At 49.2% G+C, this 14,108-nt stretch carries 13 protein-coding genes; 12 read left to right on the top strand and 1 reads right to left on the bottom strand.

Translation table 11 applies throughout. From position 1 onward, the window contains the following. Positions 1-34 precede the first annotated feature (34 nt). The 9 genes from folD (at position 35) to spo0A (ending at position 9,123) form a co-directional block, all read left to right on the top strand. Positions 35-868 (top strand): bifunctional methylenetetrahydrofolate dehydrogenase/methenyltetrahydrofolate cyclohydrolase FolD, encoded by an 834-nt coding sequence (gene folD / locus D3D03_RS01260; RefSeq protein ID WP_119922500.1) that lies wholly within the window; start codon positions 35-37, stop codon positions 866-868. Further along, positions 865-2,211 carry an exodeoxyribonuclease VII large subunit gene (xseA, locus tag D3D03_RS01265; protein ID WP_119922501.1) on the top strand — a complete coding sequence of 449 codons (1,347 nt, stop codon included), beginning with the start codon at positions 865-867 and terminating at the stop codon, positions 2,209-2,211. The genes folD and xseA overlap by 4 nt, the downstream gene beginning before the upstream one ends. Further along, positions 2,189-2,410 (top strand): exodeoxyribonuclease VII small subunit, encoded by a 222-nt coding sequence (gene xseB / locus D3D03_RS01270; RefSeq protein WP_035387654.1) that lies wholly within the window; start codon positions 2,189-2,191, stop codon positions 2,408-2,410. The genes xseA and xseB overlap by 23 nt, the downstream gene beginning before the upstream one ends. Next, complete coding sequence (locus D3D03_RS01275; protein ID WP_026833557.1) at positions 2,407-3,276, top strand: polyprenyl synthetase family protein; 870 nt, start codon at positions 2,407-2,409, stop codon at positions 3,274-3,276. The genes xseB and D3D03_RS01275 overlap by 4 nt, the downstream gene beginning before the upstream one ends. 121 nt (positions 3,277-3,397) lie before the next feature. Further along, entirely contained in the window at positions 3,398-5,284 is a 1,887-nt protein-coding gene (dxs, locus tag D3D03_RS01280; RefSeq protein ID WP_119922502.1) for a 1-deoxy-D-xylulose-5-phosphate synthase, read from the top strand. 6 nt (positions 5,285-5,290) lie between these two features. Then, positions 5,291-6,097: a TlyA family RNA methyltransferase gene (locus D3D03_RS01285; protein WP_026833555.1), complete on the top strand. Its 807-nt coding sequence runs from the start codon at positions 5,291-5,293 to the stop codon at positions 6,095-6,097. A 140-nt stretch (positions 6,098-6,237) separates the two neighbouring features. Next, positions 6,238-6,687 carry a transcriptional regulator AhrC/ArgR gene (gene ahrC, locus D3D03_RS01290; RefSeq protein WP_026833554.1) on the top strand — a complete coding sequence of 150 codons (450 nt, stop codon included), beginning with the start codon at positions 6,238-6,240 and terminating at the stop codon, positions 6,685-6,687. Positions 6,688-6,699: 12 nt separating this feature from the next. After that, positions 6,700-8,406: a DNA repair protein RecN gene (recN, locus tag D3D03_RS01295; RefSeq protein ID WP_028106751.1), complete on the top strand. Its 1,707-nt coding sequence runs from the start codon at positions 6,700-6,702 to the stop codon at positions 8,404-8,406. A 3-nt stretch (positions 8,407-8,409) separates the two neighbouring features. After that, positions 8,410-9,123, top strand: coding sequence for a sporulation transcription factor Spo0A (gene spo0A, locus D3D03_RS01300; protein ID WP_081776043.1), 714 nt, complete (start codon positions 8,410-8,412; stop codon positions 9,121-9,123). A gap of 737 nt (positions 9,124-9,860) precedes the next feature. Here spo0A and D3D03_RS01305 read toward each other — a convergent pair. Next, on the bottom strand, positions 9,861-10,121 hold the full coding sequence (locus tag D3D03_RS01305) for a DUF2627 family protein (RefSeq protein WP_081776042.1): 261 nt from the start codon (positions 10,119-10,121) through the stop codon (positions 9,861-9,863). Between the two features lie 121 nt (positions 10,122-10,242). On the opposite strand from D3D03_RS01305, the gene D3D03_RS01310 reads away from it, so the two are divergent. From D3D03_RS01310 to D3D03_RS01320, 3 genes are all read left to right on the top strand, one after another. Then, positions 10,243-11,898, top strand: coding sequence for a sigma-54-dependent Fis family transcriptional regulator (locus D3D03_RS01310; RefSeq protein ID WP_026833550.1), 1,656 nt, complete (start codon positions 10,243-10,245; stop codon positions 11,896-11,898). Between the two features lie 143 nt (positions 11,899-12,041). Continuing rightward, complete coding sequence (gene yqiS, locus D3D03_RS01315) at positions 12,042-12,962, top strand: phosphate butyryltransferase (protein ID WP_255415497.1); 921 nt, start codon at positions 12,042-12,044, stop codon at positions 12,960-12,962. 13 nt (positions 12,963-12,975) lie between these two features. After that, positions 12,976-14,100, top strand: coding sequence for a Glu/Leu/Phe/Val family dehydrogenase (locus D3D03_RS01320; RefSeq protein WP_026833548.1), 1,125 nt, complete (start codon positions 12,976-12,978; stop codon positions 14,098-14,100). Positions 14,101-14,108 lie beyond the last annotated feature (8 nt).

Consider the following 14,108-nt stretch of genomic DNA (forward strand, 5'->3'; position numbering starts at 1 on the left):
TGAAGTGAATATTTTTGGGGGAGTGGACAAAATCATGGCAGTCGTAATCGATGGGAAACAAGTGGCACAATCGTATCGTTTGAAACTGAAAGAAGAGGTCGCACGTCTAAAAGAACAACGTATTCAACCGAAGCTAACCGTCATCTTGATCGGCGAAGATCCGGCAAGTCAATCCTACGTCCGGGGGAAAGAAAAAGCCGCACAGGAAATCGGTATGGATTCCGACTTGATCCGTTTACCGGCAGAGACGACCGAGTCGGAACTACTTCACTTGATTGAACGATTAAACGTGGATGCCAGCGTTCACGGAATCCTTGTTCAACTGCCATTGCCGCAACACATTGATGAGAGTAAGGTCATCTTTGCGATTGCTCCGGAAAAAGATGTCGACGGTTTTCACCCGGTATCAGTCGGCAAGATGATGATTGGTGAGCCGACATTCCTGCCGTGTACACCAAACGGGATTCTTCACCTCGTCAAAGAAATGAATGTGCCGATTGCCGGACGTCATGTCGTTGTGGTCGGTCGAAGTCAAATCGTCGGCAAACCGGTCGGGATGCTGTTTTTAAATGAGTCAGCCACGGTGACCTATTGCCATTCGAAAACGGCGGATCTTACTGCCATGACTCGTCAGGCGGACATTCTGATTGTCGCTGTCGGTGTTCCAAAATTGATTACGGCCGACATGGTCAAGCCGGACGCGGTCGTCATCGATGTCGGTGTCAACCGGGTGGACGGCAAGTTAGTCGGTGACGTCGAATTTGAAACGGTCCAAGAGGTCGCATCGATGATTACACCTGTGCCGGGTGGTGTTGGACCGATGACGATTACGATGTTGCTCCACAATACGATTGAGGCGGCAAAATGACGGATCCGCTTCAGGTTTCGGAACTCGTGAATTACGTGAAACGAGAATTAGAAAGCGATTCGTTGCTGCAACAAGTCCAGGTGGTGGGAGAAGTGTCGAACTTTAAACGACACTCTTCCGGTCACCTTTATTTTACGTTGAAGGATGAACAGTCAAAAATGAAGGCGGTCATGTTTGCCCGTGATGCCAGTCGCGTCAAAACCGACGTGCGTGACGGGGCGCGTGTCGTCCTGACGGCACGCCTGTCCGTTTACCTGGCGTCAGGCGAGATGCAGTTATACGTCGAGCGGATGATGGAAGATGGTGTTGGGGCGCTGTATGAAGCCTATGTCCGTCTAAAAGATGATCTTGAGACACGTGGTTGGTTTGAAGAATCACTGAAGCAACCGTTGCCGACATTGCCGGGTAGAATCGGCATCATCACATCGCCTAAAGGTGCTGCTTTGCACGATATTGCGACGACATTACGCCGGCGTTATCCGCAAGCGGCAATCATCTTTGCTCCCGTCCTCGTTCAAGGCAAGGAAGCCGTCCCGCAAATCGCGCGTGCGATTCAGCTGATGAATGAACATCAAGCATGTGATGTCATGATTATCGGTCGAGGCGGCGGCTCGATTGAAGAACTCTGGGCATTCAATGAAATCGATGTCGTGACGGCGATTCATGAATCGAACATCCCGATTGTCTCGGCCGTTGGTCATGAAACGGACTTTACAATTGCGGATTTCGTGGCGGACGTGCGGGCTGCGACACCGACTGCAGCGGCAGAGCTTGTCACACCGGAAGCTGCGGAGCTCGAGAAGCGTGTCGCTGACCTGAAGCGTCGTCTGACCCGTAATTATGATCAATACATCAAAGAACGGAAAGACCGCGTCACCCGCCTTGCCGGAAGCTACGGTTTGAAATCTCCGCGTGTCCTGTTAGGATTAAAACAAGAACGCTTGGACCGGGCGGAGATGGGACTTAGTCGAATCAGCAAACAGATGATGCAGGTAAAGCAGCAGGCGTTAGGTGATGTATCGAAACGGTTGCAACGAATTCCGCTTCGGGAACGTTTGTCGGATCAAGGGCGTGAACTGATCCGGACCCGGAAACAATTGGAGCGGATTCATCATGTCATGCGGTCGAAACAGGAACGACTGCACCAAATGATTGCCCGTCTCGATTCGGTCAGTCCGACCCAAGTGCTCCTGCGCGGGTATACGTATGTCGAACAGGAAGGACAACTCGTCCGTTCAGTCCACCAATTGTCAGATCAGACCTTCCGGGTTCAGTTTCATGACGGAAGTATCCTAGCGAAACGAGAGGATGAAGATGAAGATGGAAACGGAACAAACCTTTGAAGCGGCGTTAGAGCGTTTGGAAGAAATCGTTGAATTGCTGGAAGAAGGCGATGCACCGCTCGAGCAAGCGATGGTCTTGTATGAAGAAGGGGTCAAACTGACTGCCCTTTGCCAAGGGAAACTGTCGACAGCTGAAAAACGACTTGATCAAATCTTGGAGCAAGATGGCACGTTACGAGAAAAAGGGGGATCACAATGATTGTTTTGACAGAGTGGAAAACGCAAGTCGAACAGGCACTCGAAACGTTCATGAACCGGTTGGATGCACCGGACCGTCTGCGGTCAGCGATGCGTTATTCGCTTGATGCGGGAGGGAAACGTGTGCGTCCGGCATTGATTTATGCTGTTCTTGATGCATACGGTGTCGACCGGAAGACAGGTGATGCAACGGCGGCAGCACTTGAAATGATCCATACATATTCGCTGATTCACGACGATCTACCGGCGATGGATGATGATGATATGCGTCGTGGACGACCGACCAATCATATCCAGTATGACGAAGCAACGGCGATTCTTGCAGGCGATGCCTTGCTGACGAACGCTTTTACATGTTTGCTGGAAACGCAGGCATCGGCAGAAGTCAAAGTGAAGCTTGTTGAACGCCTGGCAACAGCAGCGGGTGCTGCTGGAATGGTGGGCGGACAACTGGACGATATGCTCGGCGAACGCGGTGGCATTAACGACGCACAGGAATTAGAGTCGATCCACCGCCGGAAAACAGGCGCATTGTTGATCTTCGCAGTCGAGGCGGGCGGGATTTTGGCTCAAGTCACAGACGCGGATATTACCCATTTGAAACGATACGGACGTCATCTCGGGATTGCGTTCCAAATTCAAGACGACATCCTCGATGTGACCGGAGATGCAGAAAAAATCGGGAAGCCTGTCGGAAGCGATGAAGGAAACGATAAAGCGACTTATCCGAAGTTACTTGGTCTCGATGGCGCGAAGCGGGCGCTTGCAGCACAAGTGACGGCGGCGAACGAAGCGATTGAAGCTCTTTCCGTTGAAGCAACACCCCTCAAGGAACTACTCGACTTTGTCGTCAAGCGCGACCATTAAGATGGACGGCGCCATGCGCCGTCTTTTTTTTATGTGCCCGTAATGTGGCGTTCGAAAGATTGTTCTAGTACAATGTAGGGTACAAACCATATAAGAATGTAAGGGAAAGAGGCGGTAAGGTATGAAGTTGACAGAAATACAGGATCCGTCATTTTTAAAGCGCATGTCAGTCTCGGAATTAGAAGTATTTGCGGGCGATATTCGACGCTTTTTGATTGAAGAGTTAGCAACGACGGGTGGACATTTGGCACCTAACCTGGGTGTCGTTGAACTGACGTTAGCCCTGCATCGGGAATTTGACAGTCCGAACGATAAATTCGTTTGGGATGTCGGGCATCAAGCGTATGTGCATAAAATCTTGACCGGACGTGCAGGACAGTTTGATACGTTGCGTCAACATAAAGGACTATGCGGTTTCCCGAAACGTAACGAAAGCATCCATGATGTCTGGGAAACAGGTCACAGTTCGACATCGCTCTCAGCTGCGATGGGGATCGCCGTATCCAATGAATTAAAAGGGAACGATGATCGGGCGATTGCGATCATCGGTGATGGTGCATTGACAGGCGGTATGGCGCTTGAAGCACTCAACCATATCGGGGCGGAACAACAAAATGTCATCGTCATCTTAAACGACAACGAAATGTCGATCGCTCCGAACGTTGGCGCGATGCATCAGATGTTAGGTCGGATCCGGTCGTCGCGTAAAGTACGTTACGCGCAGGATGAGCTGGAAACCTTGATCAAAAAAATTCCGTTGATTGGCGGGAAACTTGAAAAGGGCGGAGAAAAAATCAAAGAAGCCGTCAAAGGGGCACTTGTTCCGGGGATGTTCTTTGAAGAGCTTGGTTTCAACTATTATGGACCGGTCGACGGTCATGATTTAGATGATTTGATTGAACAGCTGAACTACGTCAAAAAAGAAGAAGGACCTGTCCTGCTTCACGTCATCACGAAAAAAGGAAAAGGATACCGTCCTGCCGAGTACGACGGAGTCGGCACGTGGCATGGTCTCGGACCTTATAAAATCGAGTCCGGAGAAGTCATCAAAGGGAAGTCAAAAGCACCGAGCTACTCGTTTACTGTTGCCGACACGCTGACGAAAATGGCACGTGACGAAGACAAGCTGACATTGATTACACCGGCGATGAGCGTCGGATCAAAGCTCGATTGTTTTGAAAAAGAATTCCCGAACCGGATGTTTGATGTCGGGATTGCCGAACAACATGCGGTCACGTTTGCCGCCGGGCAAGCGACGCAAGGAATGAAGCCGGTCGTTTCGATTTATTCGACGTTCTTCCAACGCGCCTATGATCAATTGGTCCACGATGTGGCCCGTCAAAATCTTGATGTGACCTTCACGATCGACCGTTCAGGACTTGTCGGTGCTGACGGCGAGACACACCAAGGGGTCTTTGACATCGCCTTTATGCGTCATGTGCCAAACATCCGCATCGTCATGGCGAAGGATGAAAATGAGTTACAGCATTTACTGTATTCCGCTGTTAAATACGAAGGTCCGATTGCCGTCCGTTTCCCGCGTGGTGAAGGAATCGGTGTCACGATGGACGAAACACTCCATGAGATTTCGCTTGATACATGGGAAGTGGAACGCGAGGGAACCGATGTCGCCATCATGGCATTTGGTCCTCAAGTGCAAGATGCGCTGAAAATCGCAGAACTTCTTGAAGGCGACCTATCAGTCCGTGTCATTAACGCCCGGACGATCAAACCGCTGGATGAAAAAATGTTGGATTCGTTATACGCAGAAGGGATTCCGCTCGTGACACTTGAAGAGGCTGTCCTGAAAGGCGGATTTGGTTCCGCAGTTCTTGAGCATGCGAACGAACAGGAAGCTTTCCCGCGTGTTAAACGCTTTGGTATTCCAGACTGGTATATCGAGCATGGCGGCGTCAACGAATTGCTAGAAGAGATCGGCTTATTACCTGGACAAATCGCGGAAGAAGTCCGTTCGTTTGTCAATCAAGGAAAGAAACAGAGTGTGTAACGATTGATGGAAACTGTAAAAAAAATCCGCCTCGACGTCTTGCTCGTCGAGCGCGGTTTATGTGAAACACGTGAAAAGGCAAAACGAACCATCATGGCAGGACTGGTATTTAGTGGCACAGAACGGTTGGAAAAGGCCGGTGAAAAAGTGAAATCCGATATCGATTTGATGGTCAAAGGTCAAGTCATGCCATACGTCGGACGTGGTGGCTTCAAGATGGAAAAGGCGCTCAACGTCTTTGAGATCGACGTCACTGCCCGGACGGGTCTTGACATCGGCTCTTCGACCGGTGGATTCACCGACTGTGCGCTCCAAAACGGAGCTGCCCACATGTACGCTTTGGATGTCGGTTCGAACCAATTGGATTGGAAGCTGCGCTCAGACGATCGTGTGACGGCAATGGAAAAAACGAATTTCCGTCATGCGACACCTGACATGTTCCCGGTCAAACCGAGCTTCGCAACGATCGATGTCTCCTTCATTTCCTTGCGTCTGATTTTACCTCCGTTAAAAACGATTTTAGCAGACGGCGGTGATGTCATTGCTCTCGTCAAACCGCAGTTTGAGGCGGGACGAGACGATGTCGGGAAAAAGGGAATCGTTCGTGATGAACGTATCCACGAGCGGGTGCTGAAAGAGATGGTCGACTTTTTTGTCCGAGAAGGCTTTTACGTCAAACAACTTGATTTTTCACCGATTACCGGTGGAGAAGGCAACATCGAATTTCTCTTACATGCACAGCTCAAGACAGCGGGAATGGATCCTGAAGTGGATCCGCTTGAAACCGTTCGTCTGGCGCACGCTGCCTTGTAAGATTGAATTAATCGAAAGCAGACTTCGTCATGATGATGAAGTCTGCTTTTGATTTCAGTTCAATAAAAGGGCAAGCATGGACTTTTGTCGAATTATTGGATTACAATAGTATCAGTGAAGAAAAACTGTGAGGTGCAAGGATGACAAAGGGGCAACGGTTAATCAAGATTCGGGAAATCATTACGCAGTCGGAAATCGAGACACAGGATGAATTGGTGGAAGAGCTTCGAAATGCAGGATATAAAGTAACGCAGGCGACTGTTTCACGGGACATCAAGGAATTACACCTTGTCAAAGTACCGCTCAACGACGGTCGTTATAAATACAGTCTGCCGGCTGATCAGCGTTTTAATCCATTAGGAAAGTTACGTCGCTTGCTCGGGGACAGCTTTATCTCGATTGACTCTGCTCAAAATTTGATCGTCATGCATGTATTGCCAGGCAATGCAAATGCACTGGGTGTGCTGCTTGATCATCTGAATTGGACAGAGCTCCTCGGGACAGTGTGCGGAGATGACACGATCCTGATGATTGCACGGAGTGAAGAAGCGGCAGAAGAAGTGACGGAACGTATCTTAGGGATGCTTTAAGGAGTTGACACGATGTTAGCTGAATTATCGATTAAACAATTTGCAATCATTGACCAACTGCAAATCGACTTTAAAAAAGGGATGACGGTCTTGACCGGAGAAACCGGAGCCGGGAAATCGATTGTCCTTGACGCAATCGGGTTATTGATTGGTGGACGTGGTTCTGCCGAGTTCGTCCGGTATGGTGAAGACAAAGCGGAACTCGAAGGTCTGTTCATGATTGAAGACGGTCATATGGCGTATACGTTGGCAGAGGAATACGGCATTGACATGGAAGACGGCATGATCATCTTACGGCGTGACTTGTTTGCTTCCGGTAAAAGCGTCTGCCGGGTGAATCATAAACTCGTGACATTAACGATCTTACGTGAATTCGGGCGGGTCCTGGTCGATTTACACGGTCAGCATGAGCATCAGCATTTGATGGAGAGTACGTACCATCAGACGATTCTTGATGATTTTGGTCAAGAGACAATCACACCGATTCTCGAGCGTTATCAAGCACGGTTTGAACAGTACGAAGAAAAGCGGGACGCGTTGCAGGCATTGGCGCAAAGTGAGCAGGAACTCGCTCAACGGATTGATCTCTTATCCTTTCAGACGGAAGAAATCGACAGTGCGAAACTTCGAAAAGGGGAAGAAGAAGATCTGTTGAGCGAACGGAATCGGTTGGCGAACTTCGAGAAGCTGCATGCGTCCTTGAGTGCTGCCTATGACGCGTTGCATGACGAACGGCGGGGGATTGACTCAGTCGGGGATGCGATGCGTGAGCTCCAGCAAGCATCAAGCATCGATGAAGAGTTCTCCGGACAAAGTGATACGCTGGCCAATGCCTTTTACGCGTTGGAGGAAGTCGGCTATGCGATTCGTGACCAACTCGAGACACTGGAGTTCGATTCGAACCGGCTGGACGAGATTGAACTGCGGTTATCCGTTTTCCAGCAGTTGAAACGAAAATACGGGGCGACGATTGAAGAAGTCATCGCCTATGGGAAAAAAATCAGTGTCGAACTGGACACGATGACGAACCGGGACGAACGGATTGAGAAACTGAAGACGGAAGTCGAACAATTGGAGTCTGAGCTGTTTGAGATCGGCGGCGAACTGTCGCAAGCCCGTCGCCAGGCAGCGCTCCTTTTGGGAGAGGCGATCCATCTCGAATTACGTCAATTGTACATGGAGAAGGCACGATTTGAGATTCGATTCCTGCAAGACGGAAAAACACCGGTCTTACGGAGAAACGGAATTGATTTCGTTGAGTTCTATATCATGACCAATGCGGGAGAGCCGTTTAAGTCACTTGGGAAAGTTGCATCCGGCGGAGAATTATCACGGATCATGCTTGGTTTGAAATCAATTTTCTCGCGTTCGGTCGGTGTGGCGTCCATCATCTTTGATGAAGTCGACACAGGGGTATCCGGACGGGTCGCACAAGCGATGGCCGAAAAAATCTACCGTCTGTCGATCGACAGTCAGGTACTGTGTATCACCCACTTGCCACAAGTGGCTTCGATTGCGGACCAACATCTGTATATCCGTAAAATCGAAGAGACAGACCGGACGACGACACAAGTGAACGTCCTGACAGATTCGGAACGCGGCAATGAGCTTGGACGCATGATTTCCGGGACACATATGACGGATTTGACGTTGCGGCATGCCGAGGAATTGATGGAACAGGCAATGAACATGAAGGAATCGCTTAAAAATGGGGTGTAACGATTGATTAGAGTCGGCATAGCGGACGACAACCGAGAAATGGTCGAATTGATTCGCCAGCATCTCTCTGCGCAAGAAGACATGGAAGTTGTATGCGTCGCATATAACGGCGAAAGCTGCCTTGAAAAATTAGAACAGGTGGAAACCGATGTGCTGTTACTAGACATCATCATGCCGCATCTGGACGGGCTCGGAGTTCTCGAAGCTTTGATGAAGCATAAAAGCAGTCCTGCTGTCATCATGTTGAGTGCATTTGGCAAGGACGAAGTGTCGCAACAAGCTGTTTCCCTGGGGGCCGCGTACTTTTTATTGAAGCCGTTCAGTCTGGACCAGTTGGTCAATAAAATCCGTCTGGTCATCAACGGTGTGCAGTCGACGCAGCCGGAACCCGTCGAATCAAAAGTCGGGACGACTTTACGGGAAATCGGGATTGCACCGCACATTAAAGGGTTCACGTACCTGAAGGATGCGGTCTTGATGGTCCTCGAGCGGGAAGACTTACTTGGATTGATCACAAAAGAACTGTATCCGACAATCGCTAAAAAACATCAGACGACATCGTCGCGTGTCGAACGGGCGATGCGCCATGCCATCAAGTCCGCGTGGAAAGAAGGCATGAGTGAAAACAGTTTATTCGCCGGGCGGATCGAACAACAAAAAAGTCCCAAAAACTCAGAGTTCATCTCGTATGTCTCGAACCATATGAATGGATCGTGAACACGATGAAGGACGTATTTAAATAAGCGGTTGCTTCGGACAAAACAGGTTCGAGGCAACCGCTTGTTTTTCATTTGTAAAAAAAGACTGAATATTCATTAAATATATGTTGCATAAACTAAAATGTTTGTTATAATAAAGGTACCAAATGATTTGGAAAGACGTCAGATGAACGTCGAGTCGAACTGGTTCCCGGAAAACCGTTCAACACTTATCATCTCAGGACGCCACCTGTAAACGGCTCAAGAATGAAGGACGACATTCTCTTGGTAGTACGTCATACCAAGGCACTTCATGTCTTTTCCAGATGAGACATCTCGAATCGATGTGAGACTCCACGATTTCGAAGCAAGGGAAAAGTGGAAGGTAACGTAAATTAAACGTCCACAGCAATACGAACACCAAGCACGACCAGCAACAAGTACAGTTCGTGAAAAGGAGTGTTGTCTAGCAGTGAATGTTAGCAACCGAATGATCGACTGCGTTAAGCGGATGACATTATGCTTCACCTAGGTCCAAGTAAAGTCAGATGATGGAGTAGCTTCATCTTTCTATCGATCGCTCGATAGCCAGATCTGATTTCTTTCAACCTCTTCATTAAGAGGACCACCTATGGTTTTGAAGTACACGAATAGTTCTACTATGAGAGGAGTTCATCCGTAAGTGAAACCAACTTTATATGAATAAAAGGTCCCGCGCTTGAAATGAGTTCAAGAGATGGGGACCTTTTTGTGTGCTTATTTTTTAGGATTTTGATAACGCTCCGATACTTTTCCTCGCTTACGGTCGCGATAAAAAACGTAACCGGCCACAAAACCAATCCCGCCAATGGCCAAGACTAATCCGGTGAAACCTTGTAACACATATACATAGGCAGAATCCCCGAGATACCGGAAGGGGAACTGAGCTTTTAAGAATACACTGTCCCGCATCAGCTTGATGCCGATTGCACCGATGATGCCCGGAATGAATAAAGATAATAAACCGATGATTCGCATGATTGTGACCCCTTTCCAAGCGTATTGTATCAGAAAATCAACAGGACTGCGAATTGGATTTGCCCTCCTGTTTTAATACAGGTAGGATAAAGATGTAAGCAGTTTCAAAGGGGGAATCAAAATGCATCATCTATTGATTGTTGGTGCGGGGCAGGGAGGAACCGAAGTGCTTCATGCATTTCAGCGTTCCCCTTTGTTGACGGTCATCGGGGTCGTCGACTCGAATGAACAAGCCGCAGGAATAAAACTTGCGAAACGAGGACAGATTCGTGTCGAAACGACATGGACTGCTTTTCAAGGAACGGATATTGACTTTATTATTGATGCGACAGGAGAACAAGGTGTCCTGGAGCAATTGATCCAGTTTTTCCCGCAGGCTGCTGTTTTGCCGGGAGAATTCGTTCGTGTCCTGCTCGAGCGTCTTGCAGAAAAAGAGCGGATGTTAGAAGCGATCATTTATTGTACAAGTGAGGCGATCTCAGTTGCCGACCAAGCCGGTGAAACGATGTTGATCAATCCGGCCTATACCCGCATGACAGGCTACACGGAGCAGGATGTCATCGGAAAACCCGCCAGTGCCGATATCGGGATGCAAGAATCAGTCCATTTGCGTGTACTCGAAACGGGGGAGAACGTCCGCGATGCACGGATGAAGATTGGCCAGGACCGGCGCGACATCATCGTCAATGCGGCGCCGGTCGTCGTCGACGGACAGGTCAGGGGATCAGTCGGCGTCATCCGGGATATATCCGAGATGAAAGCATTGGCAAAAGAACTGAAAGCTGCTCGTCAAAAAATCCGGACACTCGAAGCGAAATATACGTTTGACGACATCATCGCTGAAAGCGAACCGATGCGTTTTGTCGTGGATCAAGCCAAATTAGCAGCGACGATGCCGGTCAATGTCTTGATTCGTGGTGAATCCGGAACGGGCAAAGAATTGTTTGCCCATGCGATTCATGCAGCCAGTGACCGGAAGTATGAACAGTTTGTTCGGGTCAATTGTGCAGCGATTGCGCCGAGTCTGCTTGAAAGCGAATTGTTTGGTTATGAAGAGGGAGCTTTTTCCGGTGCACGCCGCGGAGGGAAACGCGGATACTTTGAAGAAGCCCACGGCGGGTCTTTGTTCTTAGACGAGATTGGAGAATTGCCGCTCGATGTCCAGGCCAAATTGTTGCGTGTCCTGCAAGAAAATGAGGTCGTCCGGGTCGGAGGAACAAAAGCGATTCCGGTCGACGTCCGCATCATTGCTGCCACCAATGCCAATTTAGAACAAAAAATCATCACCGGTGAATTTCGGGAAGATTTGTATTACCGGATCAACCGCTTGCCGATTCACATACCGGCTTTACGGGAACGTCCAGATGATTTATCTCCACTTTCGACGCATTTACTGCGAAAACTCAATCAAAGTTATGGTCGGACGGTCGAGCGGATTTCAGAAGATGCGTTTGAAGCGATTCGAAAACAGACGTGGAAAGGCAACGTGCGCGAATTGGAAAACGTCATTGGGCGCGCCTTGATCTTTACGGATAAAGCAGAACGGGTCTTGCGCAAAGGACATTTACAACTTGTTGTTCCGACGACACCGAAACGGTCGGAACGTCCAAAAAAAGAAATCAAACACTTGTCTGACGAGATGTCTTATGTAGAGGAACAGTTGATCCGGGAGGCGCTCGAAGCCGTCAACGGAAATAAAACCGAAGCCGCCAAACAACTTGGCATCTCCTTGCGGGCATTGTATTACAAAGTCGAACGGTTTAACATTCAATGCTGAATTGCATATTTTTGCGTGCAAGATATTGCAAAAAGTGCAAAACCATGCAAAATTAAAGAAGAAGAAGACAGACACGACAAGGATTATGGTTTGGCACGAAAATTGCTATTAAATAAAAGAACGACAGGTGAGGGGGGAATAAGTTGAGATTTGATGTAATGGTCCAGCAAGCAGCACGTCTGCAGGATTCCGTTGTAGCCATCGCCTCAGCGGACGATGAGGAAGTCATGGATGCAGTGTCGCTTGCAATCGAAAATGAGTTGGCTCGTTTTCATTTGTTCGGGGATGCGACACGGATTCAAAAGATGATTCACGACCGGCGATTGGATGAATCCCAGTTCGTCATCACACATACAGCAACAGCACAAGAAGCCGCAGAACGGGCAGCTTATGCTGTGCGTAAAGGGGATGCGGATGTCTTGATGAAAGGGCTTGTTCCGACGGCAACGTTCATGAAAGCCGTTCTGAACAAAGAAACCGGTTTACGGTCAGGCAATGTTTTGTCCCATGTCGCCTTGTTTGAAGTACCAGGGCGTGACACAGCAATTGGGCTGACGGATGCAGCCATTCACATTGCTCCGACACTGGAAGATAAAGTCCATATCATCGAAAACGGTGTAACGGCACTGCGGGCGATTGGGTATACATTACCGAAAGTGGCGGTGTTGGCGGCTGTCGAAGTCGTCAATCCGACCATGCAGGCGACCATTGATGCCGCTTTGCTGACGCAGATGAATCGACGCGGACAGATTAAGGATTGCCTTATTGACGGTCCACTTGCATTAGACAATGCCGTCAATTTAGAAGCGGCGAAGCAAAAGGGACTGACAGGAGACGTTGCGGGGGCAGCGGATCTTCTTGTCGTCCCTCAGATTGAAGTCGGAAACGTGATTTATAAATCATTGATGTATTTTGCACATGCATCGGTCGCTGCCATCTTGGTAGGGGCGAAGGCTCCCGTTGTCTTGACGAGTCGAGCCGATACAGCAGAAGCAAAATTATATTCCTTGGCCTTTGCCTTACTCAATGCGCAACCAACTAAAAAGATCAAGCAGACAATCTAAGGGGGAACTCACAATGGTGGAAACAAATGTAGAAGCACGATTCAGTATCTTTGAAACAATGACGATGGAAGATTATGAACAGGTCGTCTTTTGCCATGATAAAGTCTCAGGTCTGAAAGCGATCATTGCCATTCACGATACGACACTCGGACCGGCTCTCGGCGGACTCCGTATGTGGAACTATGCCTCTGATGAGGAGGCGTTGATTGACGCCCTTCGTTTGGCAAAAGGAATGACGTATAAAAACGCGGCAGCCGGACTCAACCTCGGCGGTGGAAAAGCCGTCATCATCGGTGATGCGAAAACACAAAAATCAGAAGCGTTATTCCGCGCATTTGGTCGTTACGTCCAATCGTTAAACGGTCGATACATTACAGCGGAAGACGTCAACACGACGGTCGCCGACATGGATTACATCCATATGGAGACAGATTTCGTAACAGGAGTCAGCCCGGCGTTCGGTTCGAGCGGCAATCCGTCACCGGTCACGGCGTACGGCGTTTACCGCGGGATGAAGGCAGCAGCGAAAGAAGTGTATGGTACAGATTCGTTGGGTGGTAAAACGATTGCGATTCAAGGTGTCGGCAACGTCGCCTTTAACTTATGCCGCCACCTGCATGAAGAAGGGGCAAAACTGATTGTCACGGACATCAACCAAGATGCTCTACGCCGTGCGGAAGAAGCATTTGGTGCACTCGTCGTCGGGCCGGACGAAATCTACAGCGTCGATGCGGATATTTTCGCTCCATGTGCCTTAGGCGCGACACTCAACGATGAGACGATTCCGCAACTGAAAGTTAAAATCATCGCCGGGGCAGCAAACAACCAGCTCAAAGAAGACCGTCACGGTGACATGTTACAAGAACGCGGTATTCTTTACGCACCTGACTTTGTCATCAACGCGGGTGGTGTCATTAACGTCGCCGATGAACTCGACGGGTACAACCGTGAGCGGGCAATGAAAAAAGTGGAACTTGTCTATGATGCCGTCTCCAAAGTCATCGAGATCGCCAAACGTGATCATCTGCCGACATACCGGGCAGCAGAAAAAATGGCGGAAGAACGGATTGCGACGATGGGCAGTGCGCGGAGCCAGTTTTTACGTCGTGATAAAAACATCCTGGGATCACGCGGATAAGAGGAGGA

The sequence above is a fragment of the Exiguobacterium sp. RIT452 genome (assembly GCF_003598705.1).
Taxonomy (GTDB): domain Bacteria; phylum Bacillota; class Bacilli; order Exiguobacteriales; family Exiguobacteriaceae; genus Exiguobacterium_A; species Exiguobacterium_A undae.

What these genes read in the sequence shown, in the direction of transcription:
- D3D03_RS01305 (WP_081776042.1), bottom strand. Translation starts at nt 10,121, where the DNA reads ATGCGAATCATCGGTTTATTATCTTTATTCATTCCGGGCATCATCGGT.
- xseB (WP_035387654.1), top strand. Translation starts at nt 2,189, where the DNA reads ATGGAAACGGAACAAACCTTTGAAGCGGCGTTAGAGCGTTTGGAAGAA.
- recN (WP_028106751.1), top strand. Translation starts at nt 6,700, where the DNA reads ATGTTAGCTGAATTATCGATTAAACAATTTGCAATCATTGACCAACTG.
- D3D03_RS01320 (WP_026833548.1), top strand. Translation starts at nt 12,976, where the DNA reads ATGGTGGAAACAAATGTAGAAGCACGATTCAGTATCTTTGAAACAATG.
- D3D03_RS01275 (WP_026833557.1), top strand. Translation starts at nt 2,407, where the DNA reads ATGATTGTTTTGACAGAGTGGAAAACGCAAGTCGAACAGGCACTCGAA.
- folD (WP_119922500.1), top strand. Translation starts at nt 35, where the DNA reads ATGGCAGTCGTAATCGATGGGAAACAAGTGGCACAATCGTATCGTTTG.
- ahrC (WP_026833554.1), top strand. Translation starts at nt 6,238, where the DNA reads ATGACAAAGGGGCAACGGTTAATCAAGATTCGGGAAATCATTACGCAG.
- dxs (WP_119922502.1), top strand. Translation starts at nt 3,398, where the DNA reads ATGAAGTTGACAGAAATACAGGATCCGTCATTTTTAAAGCGCATGTCA.
- xseA (WP_119922501.1), top strand. Translation starts at nt 865, where the DNA reads ATGACGGATCCGCTTCAGGTTTCGGAACTCGTGAATTACGTGAAACGA.
- D3D03_RS01310 (WP_026833550.1), top strand. Translation starts at nt 10,243, where the DNA reads ATGCATCATCTATTGATTGTTGGTGCGGGGCAGGGAGGAACCGAAGTG.
- D3D03_RS01285 (WP_026833555.1), top strand. Translation starts at nt 5,291, where the DNA reads ATGGAAACTGTAAAAAAAATCCGCCTCGACGTCTTGCTCGTCGAGCGC.